18 protein-coding genes are annotated in these 22,213 nt (G+C 69.8%); 9 read left to right on the top strand and 9 right to left on the bottom strand.

All coding sequences use genetic code 11. The features are described 5' to 3' along the window. Window positions 1–9: 9 nt before the first annotated feature. The 5 genes from ADK66_RS17075 to ADK66_RS17055 form a co-directional block, all read right to left on the bottom strand. Window positions 10–2,214 carry an NACHT domain-containing NTPase gene (locus tag ADK66_RS17075; RefSeq protein WP_157552587.1) on the bottom strand — a complete coding sequence of 735 codons (2,205 nt, stop codon included), beginning with the start codon at window positions 2,212–2,214 and terminating at the stop codon, window positions 10–12. 353 nt (window positions 2,215–2,567) lie between these two features. Then, window positions 2,568–3,341: a hypothetical protein gene (locus tag ADK66_RS17070; RefSeq protein ID WP_197281551.1), complete on the bottom strand. Its 774-nt coding sequence runs from the start codon at window positions 3,339–3,341 to the stop codon at window positions 2,568–2,570. A 440-nt stretch (window positions 3,342–3,781) separates the two neighbouring features. Further along, window positions 3,782–4,603 (bottom strand): alpha/beta fold hydrolase, encoded by an 822-nt coding sequence (locus ADK66_RS17065; protein WP_053656444.1) that lies wholly within the window; start codon window positions 4,601–4,603, stop codon window positions 3,782–3,784. Window positions 4,604–4,622: 19 nt separating this feature from the next. After that, window positions 4,623–5,192: a DJ-1/PfpI family protein gene (locus tag ADK66_RS17060; protein WP_053656442.1), complete on the bottom strand. Its 570-nt coding sequence runs from the start codon at window positions 5,190–5,192 to the stop codon at window positions 4,623–4,625. Between the two features lie 89 nt (window positions 5,193–5,281). Then, window positions 5,282–6,025, bottom strand: a complete 744-nt coding sequence (locus ADK66_RS17055) for a GntR family transcriptional regulator (RefSeq protein ID WP_053656440.1) — start codon at window positions 6,023–6,025, stop codon at window positions 5,282–5,284. A gap of 306 nt (window positions 6,026–6,331) precedes the next feature. On the opposite strand from ADK66_RS17055, the gene ADK66_RS17050 reads away from it, so the two are divergent. From ADK66_RS17050 to ADK66_RS17015, 8 genes are all read left to right on the top strand, one after another. Further along, window positions 6,332–7,717, top strand: a complete 1,386-nt coding sequence (locus ADK66_RS17050; RefSeq protein ID WP_231640069.1) for an extracellular solute-binding protein — start codon at window positions 6,332–6,334, stop codon at window positions 7,715–7,717. Next, entirely contained in the window at window positions 7,714–8,664 is a 951-nt protein-coding gene (locus tag ADK66_RS17045) for a carbohydrate ABC transporter permease (RefSeq protein ID WP_082377501.1), read from the top strand. Before ADK66_RS17050 ends, ADK66_RS17045 begins: the two co-directional genes overlap by 4 nt. Next, window positions 8,664–9,575 (top strand): carbohydrate ABC transporter permease, encoded by a 912-nt coding sequence (locus ADK66_RS17040; protein WP_053656435.1) that lies wholly within the window; start codon window positions 8,664–8,666, stop codon window positions 9,573–9,575. The genes ADK66_RS17045 and ADK66_RS17040 overlap by 1 nt, the downstream gene beginning before the upstream one ends. Beyond that, the gene (locus tag ADK66_RS17035) at window positions 9,575–10,642 is read left to right on the top strand and encodes an ABC transporter ATP-binding protein (RefSeq protein WP_053656433.1); all 1,068 of its coding nucleotides are present in this window, start codon (window positions 9,575–9,577) and stop codon (window positions 10,640–10,642) included. Before ADK66_RS17040 ends, ADK66_RS17035 begins: the two co-directional genes overlap by 1 nt. Then, window positions 10,642–11,718 carry an ABC transporter ATP-binding protein gene (locus ADK66_RS17030; protein ID WP_053656431.1) on the top strand — a complete coding sequence of 359 codons (1,077 nt, stop codon included), beginning with the start codon at window positions 10,642–10,644 and terminating at the stop codon, window positions 11,716–11,718. Before ADK66_RS17035 ends, ADK66_RS17030 begins: the two co-directional genes overlap by 1 nt. A 134-nt stretch (window positions 11,719–11,852) precedes the next feature. Beyond that, window positions 11,853–13,313, top strand: coding sequence for an NAD-dependent succinate-semialdehyde dehydrogenase (locus ADK66_RS17025; RefSeq protein WP_053656891.1), 1,461 nt, complete (start codon window positions 11,853–11,855; stop codon window positions 13,311–13,313). Between the two features lie 138 nt (window positions 13,314–13,451). Continuing rightward, window positions 13,452–14,669 (top strand): iron-containing alcohol dehydrogenase, encoded by a 1,218-nt coding sequence (locus ADK66_RS17020; protein ID WP_053656429.1) that lies wholly within the window; start codon window positions 13,452–13,454, stop codon window positions 14,667–14,669. 320 nt (window positions 14,670–14,989) lie between these two features. After that, complete coding sequence (locus tag ADK66_RS17015) at window positions 14,990–18,022, top strand: BTAD domain-containing putative transcriptional regulator (RefSeq protein ID WP_053656427.1); 3,033 nt, start codon at window positions 14,990–14,992, stop codon at window positions 18,020–18,022. A gap of 56 nt (window positions 18,023–18,078) precedes the next feature. On the opposite strand, the gene ADK66_RS17010 is transcribed toward ADK66_RS17015, so the two are convergent. Continuing rightward, window positions 18,079–18,972, bottom strand: a complete 894-nt coding sequence (locus ADK66_RS17010; protein WP_157552581.1) for a hypothetical protein — start codon at window positions 18,970–18,972, stop codon at window positions 18,079–18,081. A gap of 259 nt (window positions 18,973–19,231) precedes the next feature. Here ADK66_RS17010 and ADK66_RS17005 point away from each other — a divergent pair, with 259 nt between their 5' ends. Further along, window positions 19,232–19,741, top strand: a complete 510-nt coding sequence (locus tag ADK66_RS17005) for a hypothetical protein (protein WP_053656423.1) — start codon at window positions 19,232–19,234, stop codon at window positions 19,739–19,741. A gap of 190 nt (window positions 19,742–19,931) precedes the next feature. Here ADK66_RS17005 and ADK66_RS17000 read toward each other — a convergent pair whose 3' ends face one another. The 3 genes from ADK66_RS17000 to ADK66_RS16990 form a co-directional block, all read right to left on the bottom strand. Next, window positions 19,932–21,116, bottom strand: a complete 1,185-nt coding sequence (locus ADK66_RS17000) for a peptidase M23 (protein ID WP_197281549.1) — start codon at window positions 21,114–21,116, stop codon at window positions 19,932–19,934. A 355-nt stretch (window positions 21,117–21,471) separates the two neighbouring features. Continuing rightward, window positions 21,472–21,756 carry a hypothetical protein gene (locus ADK66_RS31895; protein ID WP_053656420.1) on the bottom strand — a complete coding sequence of 95 codons (285 nt, stop codon included), beginning with the start codon at window positions 21,754–21,756 and terminating at the stop codon, window positions 21,472–21,474. Between the two features lie 93 nt (window positions 21,757–21,849). Further along, the coding region (locus tag ADK66_RS16990; protein WP_197281548.1) for a cellulose binding domain-containing protein at window positions 21,850–22,213 on the bottom strand (364 nt) is incomplete at its 5' end.

Below are 22,213 nucleotides of genomic sequence, written 5' to 3'. Positions count from 1 at the left end.
GGCCGGCTCTCAGTCGGACCAGAATCTGGTACGACTACTTGCCGCGTACCTCGCCGCCACGGTGTCCCGGAGCAGGGCGTGGCGGAACTCGTAGAACGCGCCCCGCTGGCGGAGCAGACCTCGCTCCTGGGCGTCCTCCAGGAACCTCCACACCTTCCGGAACGGGAGACGGCCGGTCAGCGGCAGCCAGACCCGGCCGATGATGAGCCAGCGTCCCCAGGCGTGCGCGCCGACGCCGAAGGCGGCACCGATGGCGCAGCCGAACACGAAGCCGTTCACGATGCCGGTGAAGATGCCGATCGCCAGACCGAACGTGATCGTCACCATGATCGTCTGGAGGACGGCGTAGCGGCGGTTGGACCGCAACAGTGCGGTGGGGGTGACGGCGACCTCGACCTCGGGTTCGGCCAGGAGTCCGGCGCCGGGCGTGAAGGCCACTCCGACGATGAGGCCGGCCAGCAGCCACAGGGGCAGATTCTGGCCGGTAGGCGCGTGGGAGAGCGCGCCGATCGCGCCCACCGTGGACGCGCCTGCAGCGCCGCCGCAGGCTCCCAGGCCCACCTCCTTGAGGATCGGCTTCGCGCTGTCGTTCCAGGCCCGGTGCCGGGCCCAGCCGGTGAGGCCGCCGCCCACCGCGTTGCCGAGCGCGCCGGCGACGCCCAGCGTCCACCAACCCCACTGCCCGACCAGGAAGAACCCGACGATCCCGACGATCAGGCCGCCGACCACCCCGGGCACCACCTGCGCCAGGGCGTGCTTCGCCCTACCCGAGAGCTTGAGGTCCATACGCTCCGGTTCGGGGCCCTGCGACCAGCCGATCAGCGCGCCCAACACCCCGACGATCAACGCGCCCAGGACCAGGCCGGTCCACCCCAGCCGGAGTCCCCCGGCGGCCGCACCGAGAACGGCGCCCAGCACGAGGAACGCACCAACCCGATGGCGGCGGGGCACCGAGTCGACGAGCTTCCACCAGGCGAAGTCGCCAGGACCGTTCGTCCGGGCCAGGTAGCCCAGCCAGCGCTCGGCGTTCTCCGGCCGCCACGGCGACTGCCGGCGGTAGACGGTGGAGACGAACCTGGCCAGCAGTCGGGATTTCAACTCCTCCGCATCCCGGAGACGCCGGCCGGAGGACTCCAGCATGTCGGCCGGGTTCTCGCCGGGCTCTTCGTAGACCGCGCGGGCGAGACTGACCATCAGCGGGCTCGCCAACGCCGAGACACCGCCGGCATCACCGGATTCGCTCAGCGGGTCGAGGACCACGTCCCACTTCGCCCTACCGGCCTCCGTCCGCGTGTCGGTGGGCAGAGCCCTGCGGAGATCCCGCAGGGTGAGGTCATCCAGAGCGATGACGTCGGCACGGCGCAGGGCGACTCCCTCCTTGACCAATTCGGCGTACGTCTCCGTGCGACTGAGAAGGACGAGCGGCATCGGCGCGTGATTCAGTTCGCGGAGGGCGTCCCTGAGCCTTCGTTGCGGGATCTCGTCGAAGCGGTCGAGAATCGGCAGGATGTGCCCGTGCTCGACGAGCGCGGCGGCAACATTCGTCCCGCCCGGACCTTCCCGCTTCAGACCGTTGAAGTCGCGCATGAGGCACTGCGCCAGCCACTGTTCGAACTCGACGTCCGGATCCCAGGTGTGCACGGGGAACACCACGGGAATCCGTACCTCGTCCGGCTTGCGCGTCTCCATCAGGCGGACGACCAGGTGCCGGGCGAGGACGGACTTGCCAGCCCCCGGCCCGCCGAGCACCACCAGCCATCCGGTGGACTGCCGGTACACGTCGGCGATGTCGTCGAGCCGGCCGTCCAGCTTTGTCGTCGGAAAGGCGCCGGCGTAGGCCGAGACGCGCACGTTCGGCAACTGACCGACAACCTTTGCGGGCGCCAGGCGGAACCGCAGTTGCAGGAGCGAGCTGCCGTACCGGGCCCGCTGCGCGCTCCCCCTGCGCTCCACCTCGGAAGCCAACCGGGCGGCTTCCGCCTCGACCGTGTTGTCCCAGTCCGCCAGCGAGCCGGAATCCGTCTGAAAGTAGGTGACAGCCACCAGCACAACGAGAAGAACCACGGCGGCGACGGTCAGCCACCATTTCCGGTCGGCCACGTCGAACCCGCTGGTGGCCAGGTTCACCACGGCCCCGAAAATGCCGGTTAGGACGACGCCGACCACCGCGTACCAACGCTGGCTCCGACCCACCCGGCCCCCCATCGCGCGCATCGCCGGAGGGATCGTCGCACGCACTGACCGTGAATGGATAGACACAAGGACAGCCGCTGCGTCTGCTGTGGATGGTCGACAGCCGGCAGGGTGTGGTCGGCAACTCCATGACCGCCGGTGCCGCCCCCGAACAACGGACGTGCGCAACCGCGACAAGCATGCAGTGGTAACGCGTCTGAGGCAGCACTCTGCGGTCTGGAAGCCGGTGTAGGCGTACCTTCCGCGACCACGGCGGTCGCGGAAGGTACGCCTCGGTCGGCAACGCCCCGGCCGCCTCCCGGTGGCTGGGTGGGCGCGCTGTCGGCGAGGGCCTGCGCCCGGTGAGAGCACGCGGTGGAACGCGACGAACGACGTCAGCAGCCGAGCCGCTTGGTGGAGAGAGCGATGTCGTCGATCCAGATGTCGAACTCGTCCGGCGTGGTGCCGCCCTGGTAGAGCTGCCAGCCGATCTTCACGGTGTTCACCGTCGGCAGGATGAACGGCACGTCGTTGCCGCCGTGTTGCGTGGTGGAGGCGGTCAGCTCCGGGTTTGCCACCCCGTCGATCCACACCACGACGCGGTTGTCTTTCGGGTCGAGTTGCCACTCGAAGCACTGCCAGGTGTCCTCGACCACGGGCGCCGACTCCCGCCAGTTGGTCCAGTCGCCGGTCGGGCCGCCGTCGGCGCCCACGCCCCAGAAGATGCCGGGGACTGTGGGCGCGTACTGGCCGCCGATCGGACGGACGACCTCCGGGCTGCCGGTGCCTGTCGCCTCCACAAGCGTGAAGTGCGCCCAGTCGGGGGCGGTGGGGAACGCGTCGACGCGCAGGCGCATCCGGCCGTAGAAGCGGTTGCCCGGCGCGGCGAAATCGTCGACGCGCAGGAAGGCCCTGCCGTTGTCGACGGTGTGCACGTGCAACACCTGGTTGCCGTGGCGGGCGCGCTCGACGGTGAGTGTGCCGTTGCGGGTGTCGATGCCCCAGTCCAACGTGCTGGCGCCGCCTCGCGGCAAACGTTCGAAGTCTTCACAGAAGAGCAGGTCGCGGGTGCACGTGCGGTGGGAGGCACCCGACGCCCCGGCGGGGACGCTGCCGGCTGTGGTGCCGAGGATCAGGGCGGCGGTGAACACCGCGAGGGAACGGCGCATGGTCATCCTTCATGACGTTGGGCCCCTACCGTGGCAGGGACCGGATCAGTGCTCCGGGCATCGCGATCGCTGCTCACCTCGTCACCGGTTCAGGTGCGTCGACGTGACGCATCGGACGCCTCCGGCGTGCCAGAGGTCGAGCGATGTGGTGTCGTGGGAACACGAGACGTACGGCGGACACCTGCACGTCGTCGTGGAGATGGTGTGGCGGTGCGGCGCGCGTCCGCCGAAGCGGCGCTGTGCCAACACTGCGATGCTCCCGCGCTGACCGTTCCCAGCGCGGTTGCCTCCGCGCTGCAGCGATGTTCGCCATTCCAGCACACCCGCGACCGTTCGGGCAACATCGACGTGCATCAGTGGCCGAGGTGCCGAGTACGCCGTGGGCGCCGCTGGCGGTCAGTGCGAGAGCGCCACTGCGTGCTGCGGACCTGCTGCGGCAGTCAGTGACCTCGGTTCTGACCGAGGAAGCACGACAGCAGTTGCCGGAACTCGTGCGGGTGCTCGATCGCCGGCACGTGCCCGCACCGGCCGAACACGTGCAGACGGACATCGGCCAGGTGGTCGAGCAAGGGCTGGGCTGCCGTCCCGAGCGGGGTGACCCGGTCCTGGGCACCGTGAACGAGCAGCACGGGCACGCGGATCGCTGCCAGTGTCTGCGCCGGGAGGGCGAGGTCGTCGGCCCATCGTGCCCTGGGCGCAGGGAACAACGACGCGAATACGGTCGCCCCCGCCCGCATCGCAGCCGCTCGGGCATCGACTGCCGATTCGGTCACGAGCGCCTGGTCGAAGACGAGCCGACTCAGCATGTCCCGTGCCCCGAGCGGGCTGGCGGGGGCGGCCCAGATCGCGTCGAGGTCGGCGGACAGGGGTGCCCCGGGGGCGCCCATCGTCGAGACCGCCACGACACGGGTGACCTGCTGGGGGCGCGCGGCGGCCAACGCCAGCGCTACGGCGCCGCCCATCGAGTGGCCCACCACTGCGTAGTTGTCGATGCCGAGGGCATCCATCAGGCCGGCGGCCTGTTCCGTCCACAGCCGGAGCCCACCCTTGGAGCCTGCCGGGAGGGGTGTACGGCCGAACCCGGCCTGGTCAGGAGCCACCAGGTGCCAGGACTCGCCCAGCGCCTGCGCTGTCGTTGCCCAGGCTCCGGACCCGGTCGTGCCGGGTCCGGAGCCGTGCAGCATCAGCACCGCGGATCCGGTGCCGCTCTCCAGGACGCGGACGGGGAAACCGCCGACCGTGACCGTCCGAAGTGGTGTCATAGAGGCAGGCCAGGTGCGCTCACGCCGCCCCGGAGCTGACGGACTTCGAGAAGACCTCCATCATCGCCCTGCCGAATTGCGGCATGTCGGGCCATCCCCGGCAGGAGACGAGGTTGCCGTCCACGACATCCGGGGCGTCGATGACCGTCGCGCCCGCGTTCTCCATGTCACCGGTGATGGGCGGGAAGCACGCTGTCTTGCGACCCTTCAGCAGCCCGTACACCGCTGGGACCTGCGCGCCGTGGCACACCAGCGCGATGGGGAGGTTGCGGGCGAAGAAGTGCTCGGTGATTCGCCTGACGTCGGCGTCGACCCGGATCCATTCGGGGGCACGGCCCCCGGGGATGATGAGGGCGTCGTAGCGCTCGACGTCGACCTCGGCCCAGGGCACGTCGACAGGCAGCTTCCGGCCGTTCTTCTCCACATAGGCGTCGGAGTTGGGGTCGAACTCGTGGATGACCAGTTGCACGTCTCGCATCGTCCGGGACGAGACGTCGACGTCCCAACCGCCCTCCTGCACGCGGTAGTAGGGATACATGGTGTCGAGTTCCTCGGCGGCGTCGCCGGTCAGGAGCAGTGCTCTGGGCATCTGCTTCTCCTCGCATCTGGTGGTGGGTGAGGTAGATCCAATCCGATCCGATCCGGTTGAGCAAGCATTCCCCGGCCCATCTGCACCCGTCAAGCCTCTGCCGCCATCGCCTCCGCATCCTTGACCTCGTCGAACAATCGACGGAAACGCTCGCCGGACCGCAGGATGTGCCGTCGCATCGCGTACGCGGCGGCGTCGGGATCGCGCGCGGCGATCGCGGCCACGATGTCCTCGTGCTCGGCCATTGCCAGGTGGGTGACCTGGGCGTCGCGGTGCAGCCGGAAGAGATGCACGTGGCTGTGCAGGCGGGCGAGCGCTTCGCGGATGACCTGGTTCTCCGCGCTCAGGGCGACGAGATCGTGGAAAGCGGCGTCGCGTAGCCCGAAGGCGCCATAGGCGCTGGGCCCGCTGCCTCCCTCCAACTCCGCCATCTCCTCCAGCATCCGTCGCAGACCGGCCACCTGCTCCGACGATGCGCGCTCGGCGGATCGGCGCGCCGCCGCAGGCTCAAGGAGCAGGCGGACCTCGAGCATGTCCTCGAATCGGTGGCGGGTGATCTGGGGCGGAATCCGGTAGCCGGCATGCGGCACGCGGACGACCAGACCCTCGGCCTCCATGCGGTTCAGAGCGTCTCGGATCGGCGTCTGCGATACGCCCAGCTCTCGCGCCAGGACATCGATCGTGACGCGGGAGCCGGGCTCGATCCGTAGCGACATCAGCTGTTCGAGCAGCGTGTCGTACACCTCGTCAGCAAGCCGGCCGCGCGCTCTTCCCGGCGGCGTTCCGCCCGTCGCGGCCCTACGGCCCCGCACGATCATCGCTTCGTCGTCCATCGTGACCTGAGGTCCTCTCGTGCGCCTTCGGGAACCTATTGACATCAGTTACAACGCTGCGACATGCTGACGCCCCCAACCGGATCGTATAGGAAAAGTGGCGGATGATCTTCCTCCACATCGCGGCGTACTCGTGACGCCGGGCCGCAGGTCGGCCCCCGCGACCGCCCGGCAACGCGCGCCTTGGCAACCCAGCAACTGCTCGGCGAAGCACATAGCGAGGCCCTAGAAGTTCCCATCCAGAAAGCAGGCCGGAAGATGCGATACCCGAAGCGAATAGGACGATCGTCCACTCCCGGACGAAAGGTGCAGTTGGCGGCGGCGGCCATGCTGCTGGTGGCCACGACAGTGGCGGCGTGCGGCGGTGACGAGGACGACGGCGGGAAGGCGAGCGCCCCCAAGGCGCCGGCGACCATCCCGGAACTCACGAAGGACCCGCTGACCCTCAGCTTCATCTGGTTCGACTGGCCCCCGGCCCATGCCCTGGAGGACTTCGCGAACGCGGAGTACAAGAAGGAGCGGCCGAACGCGACCATCAAGGTCAACACCGTGCCGAACGCGAACTGGCACGACGCGATGTTCACCCAGTTCGCCGCGCGCAAGACCGACTTCGACATCGCGATCCTGGACTCGCAACACATCGGTGAGGCCGTGACGAACGGCAACATCCTCGACCTCACCGACTTCGTCAAGAACAACATCGACGTCAACGCCTACAACCCGTACCTCCTGGCGGCCTACGGCCAGTTCCCCCAGGCGGAGACCGGTAAGCGCGACGAGAACGCCAGCCTGTACGGGCTACCGCTGCTCGGCGACACCTGGACGATGATCTACCGCAAGGATCTGATCGGCGACAAGCCACCGCAGACCTGGGACCAGATGATCTCAGCCGCCGAGAAGTGCCAGGCGGACAACCCCGGCGTCAGCGGGCTGGCTTTCCACCAGGCAAACGGCTCCGACGCCGCGGCAGTCACCTACAACACCGTCAACGGCGTCTACGGCGGCAACCTCTGGGACGCCAAGACCCGCAAGATCGACGGCGTCCTCAACGACGCTGCGGGCCAGGAGGCGATGGACGTCCTGGTCAACAAGATGAAGCCGCTGACCGCCAAGGGCTCCGGCAACTGGTTCATCGACGAGGTGAACGCGGCGGTCGCCCAGGGCAAGGCCTGCATCGCGTTCAACTGGATCGCCGCGAGCGGCGGCCTGCTCGATCCGAAGCAGTCGACGCTGGGCACTTCGCGTGAGCAGATTCTCGACAAGCTCGGTTTCGCCACCCTCCCTAGCCAGAAGACGAACCTGGTCCCTCTCGGCGGCATGGGAATGCACGTGTCGGCCTACTCCCCCACGGCGAACCAGGCCGAGGCCCTGAACTTCATGAAGTGGTTCCAGCGGGCCGACATCCAGAAGAAGTGGGCCGCGGCCGGCGGCGTGCCATCGCGTACGGACGCCCTGCAGTCGCCCGAGTTCATCAACGCCGGGCCGTTCAACCAGGTGTACGCCGACTCGGTTCCGCGGATGCGGGACATGTGGAACGTGCCTGAGTACGCGCGCCTCGTCGACATCGAGAACACCAACGTCAACGCGGCTCTCAACGGCGCGAAGGACCCGAAGACCGCGCTGAACGACATCGCCAAGGAGCAGCAGGGCGTGCTCGACTCCAGTGGCCGCAAGGGTGGCGGCGGACTGTGAGCGATCCCGTCCCTCTGACGACCGACCAGCCCGGGCAGGTGGCGTCCGCGACGCCGCCTGCACCGGGCCGGTCCCGCCGGCTGAGTGACCGCGGGCTCGCCGTGGCCTTCATCTCCCCCGCGCTGCTGCTGTTGCTCGCCATGTCGGTGTTCCCGCTGCTGTGGGCGTTGTACCTGTCCTTCACCGACTACTCGGCCACCCGCGGAGGGCCCGCCCATTTCGTCGGGTTCGGGAACTACACGGCCATCCTGACGTCGGCACAGGTCCACCAGAGGGCCCTCACGACGTTGATCTACGTGGTCGGTGCTGTCGGCCTGCAGACCGTGCTCGGTTTCGGCATCGCGTACCTGATCTCACGGCGCACGCACGGACGAGGGGCGCTGACCACCCTGTTCCTGGTTCCGATGATGCTGTCGCCGGTCGTGGTCGGCCTGTTCTGGCGATTCATGCTCGACGCGCAGTTCGGCGTGGTCAACAGCATGCTCGGCTCGCTCGGCCTGGGGCAGGTGGAGTGGCTCACCCGGCAGCGGACGGCATTGGTCTCCCTGATCGTGGTCGACACCTGGCAGTGGACGCCGTTCATCATGCTCATCGCACTCGCGGGCCTCACCGCGGTGCCGAAATACCTGTACGAAGCCGCCTCGATCGACCGGGCGTCCGAGTGGTTCAAGTTCCGCACCATCACTCTTCCGCTGGTGTGGCCGCTGCTCCTCATCGCCGTGTTGTTCCGGGCCATCGAAGCCTTCCGGCTGTTCGACCTCGTCTACATCCTCACCAGCGGAGGCCCGGGTGTCTCCACCGAGACGTTGTCGTTCCACGTCTACAAGGTCGCGTTCCTCGGCTTCAACACCGGCACCGCCTCGGCGTACGGGATCCTCATGGTCCTCGTCGTCATCGTCCTCACGCAGCTCTACCTGCGCTACCTGAACAAGCTCAAGGAGGACTGATGGCAGTCTCCGTCGACGAGGCAGTGTCAGCGGGTCCTGCCCCGGGTCACACGCCGCCCGCGCGTCGCAGTGGCGGCCGGGGCCGCTCCGCGCTGGAGATCGTGCTGCTGATCGTCCTGGCCGTCGTGATGCTCTTTCCGGTGCTCTGGATGATCGAGACGTCAATCAAGGAGAACCGGGACGTGTACGCCATCCCGGCCAAGTTCTTCGGCTTCACGGTCACCATGGACCACTTCAAGGACGTGTTCGTCGCCCCCGGCGGCGGCCGCTCGGCGCTGTCCGTCGCGTTCCTCAACTCCGTAGTGGTCGCCGGGGTCTCCACGGTGCTGGCCACGGTGCTGGGGGTTCCGGCGGCCTGGGCCTACTCACGCTTCGGCGTGAAGGCCAAGAAGGACCAACTGTTCTTCATCCTGTCCACCCGCTTCATGCCGCCAGTGGTGGTCGTGGTTCCGATCTTCCTCATGTACCGGCAGGTCGGACTCATCGACTCCAAGCTCGGCCTGATCCTGATCTACACCGCGTTCAACGTCCCGTTCACGATCTGGATGATGAAGGGATTCGTCGACGAGGTGCCCGCGGAGTACGAGGACGCCGCCATGCTCGACGGCTACACCCGCTTGCAGGCGTTCTGGAAATACACACTTCCCCTGCTCCTACCCGGCATCGCCGCGACAGCGGTGTTCGCACTCATCTTCTCGTGGAACGAGTTCGTGTTCGCCATCTTCCTCACCTCCAGCGACGACGTACGGACGGCCCCACCCGCCATCGCCGGCCTCATCGGCGGCACCACAGTCGACTGGGGTCTCGTGGCCGCCGCCTCCGTGGTGTTCGCCCTACCGGTGCTCGTCTTCGCGTACCTGGTGCGCAAGCACCTCGTCGCCGGCGTGACGCTCGGGGCGGTGCGACGCTGATGGCGGGCATCGAGGTCACCGCCCTGCACAAGCGCTACCCGGACGGAACGGTCGCGGTCGACCGCGTGGACCTGTCCATCGACGATGGCGAGCTGTTCGTGATGCTCGGCCCCTCGGGTTGCGGCAAGACGACGACGTTGCGGGCCATAGCCGGTCTGGAGAGGCAGACGACGGGCGACATCCGCATCGGCGACACCCTCGTCAACGACCTGCCGCCCGCCGAGCGCGACATCGCCATGGTGTTCCAGTTCTACGCCCTCTACCCGCATCTGAGGACCCGCGACAATCTGGCGTTCCCGCTGCGGGCCGAGGGACTGCCCAAGTCGGAGGTACACAAGCGGGTCGAGGAAGCCGCCCGACTGATGCGGCTCGGACCGCTGCTGAACCGGCGACCTCGCCAGCTGTCCGGCGGGGAGCAGCAGCGCGTCGCGCTCGCTCGTGCCCTGGTACGACGGCCGCGAGCCTTCCTCATGGACGAACCTCTCACCAATCTGGACGCGGAGCTGAGGGCGGACATGCGCACGGAGATCAAGCACCTACAGGGGGAGCTGGGGGCGACGATGGTCTACGTCACCCACGACCAGGTCGAGGCGATGTCGCTCGGTCACCGGATCGCCATCCTCAACAAGGGCCGCGTCGAGCAGATCGGCACGCCGCTTGAGGTCTACGACCGTCCGGCGAGTCTCTTCTGCGCCGCGTTCATCGGCTCTCCGCCAATGAATCTGATCGAGGTGGAGGTGGAGGACGGGAAGCTGCGCGGTCAGGGCGGACTGGCCCTCACGCCACCGGCAGGCCTGCCGCGCGACCGTCGTCTGGTGGCAGGCGTCCGGCCGGAGGCGCTGGAGGTCACCGAGCCGGGGGCGGACGGTTCGGTGCCGGCCCGCGTGGTCTCGGCGGAATGGCTGGGCGACGAAATCATCTATGTGGTCGACCACAGCGGCCAGCGTGACGTACGGGTCCGGATGCCAACGACCGTCCGTTTCGACGCTGACGCACTGGTCGGGCTGCGCCACACCGGCGGGACCCCGGCAGTCTACGACGTGCGCACGGAAGAGTTGGTGGCCTGATGGGAACCGTGGCAGCGCACGGGCTGCGCAAGTCCTTCGGCAAGGTCCAGGCCCTGGACGGGGTGACGCTGGACGTACCGGACGGCGCGTTCTTCGTCGTGCTCGGACCCTCCGGGGCGGGCAAGACGACGACCCTGCGGGCGATCGCCGGCCTGGAGAAGCTCGACGCAGGGACGGTTCATCTTGATGGCAGGGACGCGACAGGTGACGCCCCGGCCGCACGCGACCTGGCAATGGTCTTCCAGAGCTACGCCCTCTACCCGCGACACACTGTGTACGAGAACATCGCCTCGCCGCTGCGGGCACGCCGCTGTTCTTCGAGCGAGATCGCTGCTGCCGTCGAGCAGATGTCGAGCCTGCTGCACATCGAACGTCTGCTGCAGCGTCGTCCCGCGCAGTTGTCGGGCGGCGAGATGCAGCGTGTCGCCCTGGCCCGGGCGCTGGTCCGTCGCCCGCGCGCGTTCCTCATGGACGAGCCGCTGACGAACCTCGACCTCAAGCTCCGCGTCGAGATGCGTACCGAGCTCACCCGCATCCACCGGAGCCTCGGAGCGACCTTCATCTACGTGACGAACGACCAGGTCGAGGCCCTGTCCATGGCCGACCAGGTAGCGGTCCTCAAGGAGGGCAAGGTGCAGCAGGTCGGAACGCCGACCGAGGTGTACGAGCGTCCCGCCAACAAGTGGGTCGCGGGGTTCGTCGGGAGCCCACCGATCAGCCTGCTCCCCTGCCACGCCGAGGGGGATCGCCTGGTCGGCGCGGGCGGCTGGACGCTGCCACGGCCCCGCTGGACCACTGCCGAGGACGGTCGTGCGCTGCTGCTGGGCCTGCGCGCGGAGGACCTGTCCGTCGAGCAGCGTGGGAGCGCGTCGTTGTCGGGGGAACTCTACGGGCTCGAACCGCTCGGCGACCGAACGGTGGTCGACGTCCGAGTGGGGACGGCGATCCTCAAGGTCAAGGCGCGACCTACCGTCGCCGGTACGCCGGGCGAGCGGCTGTCCGTGACTGTCGACCTGGACCGCGCGCACCTGTTCGATGCGGACACCGGGCTGTCGGTGTCCGAGGCCGGGCGGTAGCCGCGCCGGGCGGCGACGGCGCCATTGCGCCCGCACATGGCAATCCGGCCCGCGAACCGTCACCGGTCAGAAGGCGATCGGTGGCGCGGTGCGTCGCCCTGCACATCACCACGAAGAGCACAGGAGGCGGCGCAATGAGTGACCCGATGAACGTCCTGGCCCCCGAGCACCGGCGGCTCCGGATCGGCGACGCCTGGCGTGACGCCGCGAGCGGAGCCACATTCGCCGTCGAGGACCCGGCCACCGGCAAGACCATCGCCGAGGTGGCGGACGCCGGCGTCGCCGACGGGCTCGCCGCTCTGGACGCGGCGAGCAGGGCGATGGCGGAATGGGCGGCGACCCCGCCGCGGAAGCGGTCGGAGTTGTTGACAGCGACGTACCGGGCAGTGACCGGGCGATCCGAGGAGATCGCCCGGTTGATAACGCTCGAGATGGGCAAGCCGCTCGCCGAGGCTCGGGCAGAGGTGGCCTACGGCGCCGAGTTCTTCCGGTGGTTCGCCGAGGAGGCGGTACGCGTCGAGGGGCGCTACAGCACCGCTCCCGCAGGTGGATACCGCATCCTCACCGTGCCGAAGCCGGTCGGACCGTGCGTCTTCGTGACTCCCTGGAACTTCCCGTTGGCGATGGGTGCCCGCAAGATCGCTCCCGCGTTGGCCGCGGGCTGCACGACGATCACCAAGCCGGCAGCCCAGACGCCACTCACCATGCTGTTGCTGGCCCGCATCATGGAGGAGGTCGGCGTACCCCCGGGCGTCGTCAACGTGATCACCACCAAGCGTTCCGGCGAGGTGGTCTCCGCACTGCTTTCCGACAGGCGTACCCGCAAGCTGTCGTTCACCGGCTCGACCGAGGTCGGGCGCGTGCTGCTCCGGCAGGCCGCTGACAACGTACTGCGTACCTCGATGGAACTGGGCGGCAACGCGGCCCTGATCGTGTGTGCGGACGCCGACCTGGACGTCGCGGTCGACGGTGCCATGGTGGCCAAGATGCGCAACATCGGTGAGTCGTGCATCGCGGCCAACCGGATCTACGTCGAGGAGCCCGTGCGCGAGGAGTTCACGGCGCGCTTCGCCGAGCGGATGGGCGCGCTGTCGGTGGGCCACGGTCTCGACGACGGCGTGGACGTCGGAGCGTTGATCGACGACCCATCGGTCACCAAGATCGACGAACTCGTGGCCGACGCTGTCGACCGTGGCGCCCGGGTCCTGGTGGGCGGCGAACGGCCGGACGGGCCGGGCCACTTCTACCCGCCCACGGTCCTCGTCGACGTGCCCGACGACGCTCGGATGTTGCAGGAGGAGATCTTCGGCCCGGTGGCGCCGATCATCTCGTTCACGTCCGACGACGAGGTGCTGGCGAAGGCCAACGACACCGAGTACGGCCTGGTCGGATACGTCTTCACCCGTGACCTCCAGCGGGCGCTCCGGTTCGCCGAAGGGCTGGAGGCGGGGATGATCGGCGTCAACCGCGGTCTGATATCGGACCCGTCGGCTCCGTTCGGAGGCGTGAAGCAGTCCGGCATCGGCAAGGAGGGGTCGCACGAGGGGATCCTCGAGTACCTCGACCTCACCTACGCGGCGATCGACCTACCGTGACCGGCCTGCTGCTCCGGCCGCCCGGCGCGCGCGCCCGCACCACCCTGGCGGCCGACCTTGCCGACGCCGTCGGGGTCCCGCAGGTGACCCGGACGTCCGCCCCGCACGCCGCCGCCGACGTTCCGGAGAGGCACCGACATGCTTGAGACCGTCCGCGGACCACGCCAGTTGATTGTGGGCGAAGGGGTCGCGCAGAACATCCCACGAGTGGTGGCCGAGAGCGGCTCGCGAGTCCTCATCGTGACCGACAAGGTTCTTCTGGGGCAGCCGGGCGTGGCCGAGATCGTGGCCGCCGTTCGGGAGAAGGTCCAGGTCGTCGAGGTGTTCTCCGACGCGACTCCGGACGTACCACTCGCCGACGTCGCACTGGCCGTCGCGGCCGCCGCCGCTGTGGAAGCCGACGTGATCCTCGCCATCGGGGGTGGCACGGTGATCGACCTCGCCAAGATCGTCGGTGTCATCCGTCGCCACGGCGGGACGCCGCGCGACTTCTACGGCGAGTCGAAGGTGCCAGGGCCGACGATTCCTCTCGTCGCCGTCCCGACGACGTCAGGCACCGGCTCCGAGCTCACACCCGTCTCGGTATTGACCGACCCGGACCGCGAGCTGAAGGTGGGCGTTTCCAGCGTCCACATCGTGCCCGACTTCGCCATCGTCGACCCCGAACTCACCTACACCTGCCCTGCGACCGTCACCGCCCACTCCGGCATCGACGCGTTCTGTCACGCGGTGGAGAGCTACACCGCGCGACGTCGGCCCCACGGGCCGCGCGACCCGGTGGAGCAGGTCTTCCTCGGCCGCAACCCCATCACCGACCACTACGCGCTCCTGGCGGCGGAACGCATCGCCCGTAGCCTGCGTCGTGCTGTCCGGGACGGAGGCGACACGGACGCGCGCGCCGACATGTCCTATGGGGCGGTGCTCGCCGGGCTCGCGTTCTCCCACGCGGGCAACGCAGCCCCGCACGCTCTCCAGTACCCCATCGGCGCCGCCACGCACACGCCGCACGGCCTGGGCGTCGGGCTGCTCCTGCCCTACGCGCTGGACGCCGCCAAGGACGCGATCAGCGACAGGTTGGCCACCCTCGCCAGGGTGTGCGGGCTCGACGTGGCCGGTGCGTCGGATGGCGAGGCCGCAGATGTGTTCCTCACCTGGCTCGACGGGCTCCTTGCCGACATCGGCATCCCTCCCACCTTGGCGGACGTCGGCGTGGCACGCGCCGACCTCCCGCGCTTCGCGGAAATGGCCGGTGGCGTCACCCGCCTGATCCAGAACCATCCGGGACCAACCGACACCGCCAGCCTGACCGCGATCCTCGACGCGGCCTGGACCGGGGACCGGACCCGAAACGCCTGATTCCGATCGGCGATCATAAAAGCCCTGGCCAGCGGAAATTCAGTACCCATAGTCAGCACTCGCGCGCATTCTGGATCGGGTACGCGACCAATCGGGGGTCTTGCCTCCCCCGATGCCGACGGTGAACCTTAATCCACGGGCGGGCGAACGCCAGTCGTCCGCGCCGCACGGCCAGGAGGAGCGCGGTGCATCCGTTGCGGGCAGGCCATCAGCGGGGGGTCTACTGCGTCGTGGCCGCCGCCGGTTATGGCAAGACCACCGCGCTGCACCGTTGGTTTCCCCGAGCGGGCGCCCGTTGGTGCCGGGGGGAGGACGCACCAGTGCGCCAGCTCGTCGCCGACGCCGTCGCGGCCGGCGACCGCCTGGTCGTGGTCGACGACCTGCCGCCGACCTCGGCGGAGCAGCTGCACCTACTGCTCAAGGAGGTCGGCCGGTGGGAGGACGACGTCACAGTCGTCCTCGCATCGCGGTCGCCGCTGTCGGCACCGGCCACTCGCCTGCTGGGCAGCGGCCTCTGGACCGAGCTGGGCCCGGCCGACCTGGCGCTCTCCCCGGAACGGATCGCCGACCTGATCGCCGAGGAGTACGGCCTCTCCATGCCGGGCCTTGCCGACCGGGTGTACGCGGCGACCGGTGGCTGGCCGGCGCTCGTCCATCTGTCCGCCGAGACTCTGCGGCTGGGTGGGGTGCCGTCCGGGCCGCTCGCCCCGATCCTCAGCGAGCCCGGTGGGCCGATCGCGCGGTACGTCGCCGACGAGGTGCTGGCCGCGCTGCCGGCGGACGCGAACCGGCTGCTGCGGCAGGTCGGTGCGCTGACGCCGGTGAGTGTGGGGCTGTGCCGTGCGCTCGGCCATCGCGGCGCCCCGCGCATCGTCGACCGGCTACGCCGCACCGGCCTACTGACCCGGCCGGCCTGGGCCGCGGCCGGGCCAGGTGCACCGGCGCCCGAGGAGCATGTCGTGCCGATCATCGTCGAAACCGCCCGGCACGGGCGCCAAGCCCCGACCGCCGATCAGATCCGCGACACGGCCGCCGCCGCAGCAAGCTGGTACGACGAACACGGGCCGCCGGTCGCCGCGGCCCGGGAGTATCTGCGGGCCGGAGACCATGCCGCGGGTGCCCGGGTGCTCGAAGCGTACGGCGATCGGATGATCGCGGCGGGCCGCTCCGTGGCGGTGGCCGAGCTGGTCCGCTTGCTGCCGGAGCGGCATCGCAGCCGGCGGCTGCGCCTGCTGCTCGGCGACGCCCTACGCACCCTCGGCGACCTCGGTGCGGCCACCCACGAGTACGACGCCGCCGCCGAGGAGGCCTGGGACGCCGGCCTGGCCTGGCGGCTGGGTCGAATCCACTACCAGCGAGGTGACGCCCGGGCGGCCCTGGCGATCCTCGACCGGCCGCTCCCCCGGTCCGCCCCGCTCGCCGATCAGGCGCTGCTGCTCGCCTGGACCGCACACACGCACCTGCTGACCGGCGACACCAAGGCCGCCATTGCGTACGCGCGGCAGGCGCTCGCCGCCGCGACAAGCGCCGGGCAGGACGACGTACTGGCCTCGACCCACCTCAGCGTCGCCCTGTGCCTCAGCGTGGCCGGTGACATCGCGGGCAGCCAGGAGCACTTCGCCCTGGCGTTGCCGATTGCCGAACGCATCGGTGACGTCCTGCTGCTCACCCGGATCCACACCAACCGCACCCACCAGTTCCTGCGTACCGGCCGGTTCGCCGAGGCGCTGGCGACGGCCGAGCGGTCGGCCCGCTATGCCGCGCTGGCCGGCGCCCCGAGCCTGCGCGCCATCGCGACGAGCAACGAGGCGGAAGCGCTGGCGATGCTCGGCCGTTACGACGAGGCGGTGCAGCGGTACGAGGCGGCGCTGGGGTTCTACCAGCAGAAGGGTTCCCGCCGGTTCATCCATGCGCTGCTCGGACTGGGTGAGCTGTACCGTCGGCGAGGCTGGCGTGAGCAGGCACGCGCCGCCTACGAGGAGACGATCCGGGTCACCGAGGAGACCGGTAACGTGCACGTCCTGGTGTCCGCGCTCGCCGGGCTGGCGCTCGTACGACTGGACGACGACGTGCCGGCCGCCGCGGGGCACGCCGACCGGGCCGCTCGGGACGTCGGGGACGAGATCGTCGTACCGGCACTGCTGGCCCAGGGCTGGGTCGCGCTCCGGATGGCCGCGCCCGACCGGGCCACAGTGCTCGCCGACGAGGCGGCCCGCATCGCCCGCGTTCAGGGCGACCTGGCCGGAATGGCCGACGCGCTCGAGCTGCGGGCCGCCGCCGAGCAGGACCTCGAACGGGCCCGCGAGGCGCTGCGCGAGGGGTACGCCATCTGGACCCGGGCCGGTGCGGCGGTCGAGGCGGCTCGGCTGCTCGTCCTCCTCGGACGGTTGCCCGGGGCCGACATCGACGATCGGCTGGCCGGTCTCCTCGCGGGCGAGCAGGTTGCCCTCGCCGGCGCCCTTGTGGATCGGACGGCGAGCAGCTTCGGCGGGTGGGCGCCGGGCACCGGGCCGGTCTACCAGCGGGTCGTGATTCGGGCCCTCGGCCGCTTCGAGGTGCACCTGGACGGCCACCCGGTTCCGGCCTCGCAGTGGCAGTCCCGCAAGGCGCGTGACCTGGTGCGTGTCCTCGTCGCTCGGCGTGGCCGGCCGGTGCCACGAGGCGAGCTGTGCGAACTGCTCTGGCCGGACGACGACCCGGATCGCACCGGCCACCGGCTGTCGGTCCTGCTCTCGATCGTCCGCGGGGTGTTCGACCCGACGAAGTCGTTCGCGCCCGACCACTTCCTCATCGCCGATCAGGCGTGCATCGCGCTCGACGTCAGCCGGTTGCGGGTGGACGTCGAGGAGTTCCTCGCGCACGTCGCGCACGCGCGACGCCTGCTGGAACGAGGGGCGCTGGCGGAGGCGCGCACGGTGCTGCTGTCCGCCGACCGGCAGTACCGCGCAGACGCGTTCGAAGATGAGCCGTACGCCGACTGGTCCGGCCCACTGCGCGAGGAGGCGCGCGCGGCGTACCTCGGCCTGCTGCGCATGCTGGCCCAGGTCAGCCGTGCCACGGCGGGCCCGGCGGCGGCGGTGACGTACCTGCTGCGGCTCCTTGAACGCGACCCGTACGACCAGCCGGCGCACCGGGCGTTGGTGCGCGCGCTGGTCGCCGGCGGCCAGCACGGCGAAGCGCGCCGGGCACTCGCCCGGTACCGCGAGGCGATGCGGGCCATCGGGGTGCATCCGCCGGACGAGCTCATCCTCGCGCCGGCCGGGCCAGGCCCACAACCACAGGCCGTCGTTCGCCAGGTCCCGCCGACCGCTGGCAACGGCCGGCGGGACCCGGCGCCCGATCGCGGGCGTTGACCTGCCGCGGAATGCCGGCACCCGACCAGTGTCGCCGGCCCGCGAATGGCGACCGGTCAGTGGAAGACGGCCGACTCCAGAGCGGCTACTGCCAGCGAGCCTTCACCGTCCCCTTCAGCATCGGTCCGGGCGGCGGGTGCCCACGGCAACTGGCTCGCCCGAACGGCCTCGGCACCCGCCTGACGCAGGTTCGGGCTGGGGACAAGCGCGCTGAGGAAGAAGGGTCCCGCGCCCGTCACGCGGGCGCCGACGCCGTACACGTGGACGTCCGGACCGGCTTCCGCGGTGACGACAGTCTTCGGCCACGTGCCGTCGTACTCGGTGACGGCCTCGACGCGTTCGCCGGGCGGCCCGGTCGGTTGGGTGGGTTCCTTGCAGATTCCGACGGCGGTGAGACTTTCCGGCTCGGCGCCGCCCGCATGCACCCGCACCGTCCGCAGTCCGGGACCGAAGCCAACCTCGTCGACGTACGTCTGGTCCACCGGTCCTTCGAAGCGGAAGCCGGTGCCGAACAACCGTGTGCTGCCCGGGCAGCTCACCTCCACAGTTGACGCCGATTCGACGGTGGACGTCGCCCGCACCGGTGGGCTCGTCGACAAGTCGCACGTGGCATACGCCACCACCGACCACGCGCTCGCGTATCCCGTGCGGGCTGTCGCGGCGACTGTCACCGTGTTCAGTTCCGCGTCAGGCTCCATCGCGGTCAGCACGACCCCGCCGTTCCCATCCACGATCCGGGCGCCCGCCGCGAAGACGGATCGCGCCCCCGGGCAGGTCGCGGTGACGACCTTCGTCCCGCTCCCGTCGCTCTCGCTGGCCTCCACGACCCGTACCGGTGCGAACCCTCCCGCGTGGGCCTGCCGGTCCGGTGCGGCCGCCCCGGCCGCCGTACCCAGCACGACAACGACCGCGCCTGCCGCGGTCCGCCGCGCCATGTCCATTGTGCGCATCGTGCTCCTTCACTTCTGCCGACCCGTCCGGGTCAGGCGATGGCCGGTTTCGCCGGCTCACTCGGGCCGGGCGATGGTCGATCTCGCCGGCCCACTCGGGCCGGGCAGCACCCATGGTCCGGTCGGACCTCAGGGTGGCGTCATGGTTCGCCCGCCCGAGCCGCCACCCGGAGCGGATCGTGACGTGACCCTGACGTCCCTGCCGAGACTCGATGACGAACGCCGCGCAAAGGCCGCGGCGCGATCGAGGAGGAAAGACATGCGATTCAGCAAAACGGCGACCCGGCTCCTGATGTTGCCCATGGTGTGCGCACTCGCGCTGATCGGGGCGAGCCCGGCGCAGGCCGCGGTGCAGCGGACCGACCGGTTCTCCATCACCCAGCCGCACTTCGACTTCGGCGACGGCGACCTGGGCAACATCTCCGGAGATCCCAAGGCTGACGGCCGGCTGGAGTGGGATCTGGTCAACGGCGCCTGGGAGCCCCGGCTGCTCGGACGTATCTACATCAACAACGCGTCCGGCGAGTGTGTCCGAGTCCAGATGGTCATCACCTACCAGAACGGCGTGGTGGTGCCCTACACCGACAGCGCGTCGGACTTCTGCGCCCCGAACGGGAGGACCTGGTACAGCGACGTTGATTTCAGCCCGGTCAGCTCGCCGTACGTCGCGAACGTCGTCGTCAGGCTGCAGAGCGCGCCGGCGGGCGGGTGGTCCTTCTCGAACGAGGGAGCGTCGGCGCCGTACTTCGCACCGTGGTGGCTGCCGTAGGCGTACCCCGACACCCGGGCGGTCCGGTGGTCAGCGACCAAGGCGAGGGAGTGCCCCTGCATCCAGGAATGGAAGCAGGGGCACTCCCCGTCGTCAGCGTCGAACGAGTCCGTGCCGGTATCGACCCGTTCGTTGTACAGGTGGAACAGTTCGTCGGCTGTTTTCGCACCGGGTGGGGCGGGGCGGCGCGTCAGCACCAGCCGTTGACCGGGTTGGCCGCTCCGGTGTAGTGGTACGCGTCGGGGATCCAGGTACCGTCGGTGAGTCGGTTCCACAGGGCGGTGGTGCCCCAGCGGCCGGTGTGGGTGGTGCCGTTCGCCGAGCAGGCCACGGCCGCCGTGGCGCCGTCCGCGATCGTGCCGACGACGCCGTACCCGGTGCCTGGCCCGGACCGCCGGCTGATCGACGTGCCGCCGTTGCTGTCGACGATGCCCTCGGTGAAGCCGAGCGCGCCGTAGTTGTAGAGCGTGCCCTTGACGTTCACGCGCGTCGAGCCGTGCAGCGCGTAACCCTCGTAGGCCGTGCTGCCCTCTCGCGGCACCCACTTGCCGAGGTTGTGGGTGGCGACCGCGACGTACGCGCTGTTCTGCCGCAGCCCCAGGTGCACGTGCCGGCTGCTGGCGGAGCCGCCGCAGGTGATGTCGGTGCCGGTGTTGCCGAGGAAGGTGCCCGCCGAAACGGAGGCACCGTCGACGTTGATGTTGTTCCAGAGGTGGTAGTAGTCCGTGGCGTACCCCCGGTCGTGGACCACCCGGATCCAGCCCTTGCACATCGTGTACGCGGTGCCGGCGCGCACGGCCAGCACCCGCTCGTCACCGCCGTAGAGGTCGATGGAGCTGAACGGTCGCGGGGAGCCGGACCAGCCGTGTGGGCCGCCCCGGAGGATCCAGGACTGGCCAACGGTGAACGGCAGGCGCATGCCGGTGCGGAAGTCCCCGTTGGCGGACATCGTCTTCGGGGCGGTGAAGGTGTCCCTCTCCTGCTCAGCGACGACGGAGACGGGCGCGGCCGCAGTCAGTTCGGCGAAGGTGGCTTCGCCTTCGAAGGCGACCTGCCAGCCGCCGCGCTGCTGACGGGCGACGAAGAGCCAACCGGACGGGTGGAGATCCTCTCCCTGCGGGGCGACGAGCACGGCGGTGCCGAAGGCCCAGGCCCGGCCGTCCTTGCGGGTGACGTTCACCCGGGTGTCCGCCACATCGGCGGTCCGGAACGCCTGGTCCGCCGCGACTGCGGCCTCCGCGAGCAGCTTCTGCTGTACGGCGGTGGTGACGTCGTTGGCCGGCGCGGCGTGGGCGCCGCTCGGCACGGTGCTGGTCATGGTGGCAACGAGCAGGACCGCCGTGGCGGTACCGAGCCAGCGTCGCGTACTCATCATGTCCGCTCCAGAGAGAGCTGAGAGGCTGACATATACCCGAAGGACGATATACCAGAGATCGATACACGTATATGAAAAGTCGATCGTCGTGCCGTCGGAACGGCCATGCTCGGGCTCCCACCAGGACGCTCGCCACGGGCGGGATCTCCGAACGGGGTCGGGATCGCGGCGGCCAGGGCGGGACGTGCGTGCGACGGTGGATCAATGGCTGCGGAACGCCTCCTCCAGCCACCGATACTGGCCAGGCGATGGTCCTCGCCCAGCGCACTGCCGGACTTCTCCACCGGTGGCCTCGCACCGCCAGCTGGCCAAGCAGGTCACGCGTACCGTGACTTGCGGTCGGGTGGCGGCAGGGTCAGCGGCGGCCGTGTTCGATGTGGTGGCGGGCGCGGGCGGCGGCGGCCGGGGTCGAGCCGGTGGCGCGGGCGGTGCGCAGGATGTCGGTGAGGGTGTCGGCGATGCCGTGGACCCGGACGGTGGCCTGGGCGGACGTTTCCCGGTGCAGTTCGACGGCGGTGGCGTGGATGATGCCGCCGGCGCTGACGATGATGTCCGGTGCCCAGAGGATGCCGTGCTGGTGCAGCAGGTCGGCGGTGGCCGGGGTGTCGAGTTGGTGCAGGCACGGGACTCCATCGGTCACGAAGCGTAAAGACTCCGATGATCAATGGACCCGTGCCTGCTTGCTACCTCGGGGTCCCCTCCGTCCAGACGCCCTACCTACTGCCGGTCGCTCTTAGTTCACGCTTGCGGTGCAGGTGGCGGTGGCGCCGTTGCCGTTTCCGGTGCCCTGGAATCCGAAACTGGTGGTCTGGCCTGCGGCCAGCCGTCCGTTGTAGCTCTGGTTCGCGACGGTGATGGTCCCGCTGGTGCCGCTGGTGACAGCGTTCCAGAGCGAGGTGACCGAGGCGCCGCCCGGCAGGTTGAGGGTAACCCGCCAGCCGGTGAGCGGGGTGGCTCCTGCCGTGACGTTGACGTTGGCGACGAACCCACCGTTCCACTGGTCCTGTACGGAGTAGACGGCGGTGCAGGCGGGGCTCCCACCGGGGGGCGGGGTGGTGGGCGGCGGTGTGGTGGGCGGCGGGTCGTCGCCGAGCGTC

Source organism: Micromonospora sp. NRRL B-16802 (assembly GCF_001279555.1).
Lineage (GTDB): Bacteria > Actinomycetota > Actinomycetes > Mycobacteriales > Micromonosporaceae > Micromonospora > Micromonospora profundi.
This window is presented reverse-complemented; position numbering and strand designations above follow the sequence as displayed.